Origin of the sequence: Actinomadura sp. WAC 06369 (genome assembly GCF_003947565.1) — a bacterium.
Classification (GTDB): domain Bacteria; phylum Actinomycetota; class Actinomycetes; order Streptosporangiales; family Streptosporangiaceae; genus Spirillospora; species Spirillospora rifamycini.
This window is the reverse complement of sequence record NZ_QHJN01000402.1, coordinates 1-761: the sequence shown is the minus strand read 5'-3', so window position 1 is coordinate 761 and position 761 is coordinate 1. Positions and strand designations below refer to the sequence as shown.

1 protein-coding gene is annotated in these 761 nt (G+C 76.5%); it reads left to right on the top strand.

Annotation, left to right across the window (positions count from 1 at the left end; genetic code table 11):
• Positions 1 to 302: 302 nt before the first annotated feature.
• Positions 303 to 761: DUF6098 family protein (locus tag DMH08_RS39680; protein ID WP_199748245.1), on the top strand; the 459-nt coding region annotated here is incomplete at its 3' end.

Below are 761 nucleotides of genomic sequence, written 5' to 3'. Positions count from 1 at the left end.
CCCGAACACGCCGCGGCGGCCGGGTCCGCGGGCGCCGCGGCGTGTTCGGGGGCGGGGGCGGGGGAGGGGGCCGGGAGTTCGGTGCCCGAGGCGTGCTCCTGCGGAGTGCCGGGACGGTGCCGTTGCGTTCGGCGGTCGAGGGGCGCCGACGTGATCAAAATGTCTCCTTAGCGCACAAGTGCGGCATGCGGGGGGATGCGGTGCTCCGCCCCCTCTACCCGGCAGAGTCGGCCTCACACCGGATCCCGCCTTCCCGCGGGCGGGGCGCGAATCGACGCGGGACGGCGGGGAAAAGGGGGTGCATGGCGCTTGAGGTGGTCACGGAACTGGAGAGGCTGGCGGAGCTCCTGGAGGCGCGGCCGGAGCTGTACGTGCGCTGGTCGCCCGACCCGGAGGCCGATCGGGACCGGCCGCACAGCGTGGACGGGCTGACCGGGGCGCGACTGCCGGGGCTGTCGGCGAATCCGCTGGCCGTGGAGCCGTGGTGGGGCGAGCGGTCGACCGTCCTGTGGGTGGCCCGGCGCCTGCACGACTACTCGCACCTGCGGAACGCGCGGGCGCACGGCGCCCGGCCGTGGGTGCTGGAGGGCGAGGAGGTGGGCCGGGGCCCCGACAACGAGCCGATCGTCGCGCGTCCGGTGCCCGTCGCGCTGGTCGACCGGCGCGTCCTCGACCAGGCCGCGGACGTCCTCGAGCGGGACCGGCGCGGCGGGCACCGGACGCGCGACGATCGGCTCGTTGTCGGGGCCCCGGCCCACCTC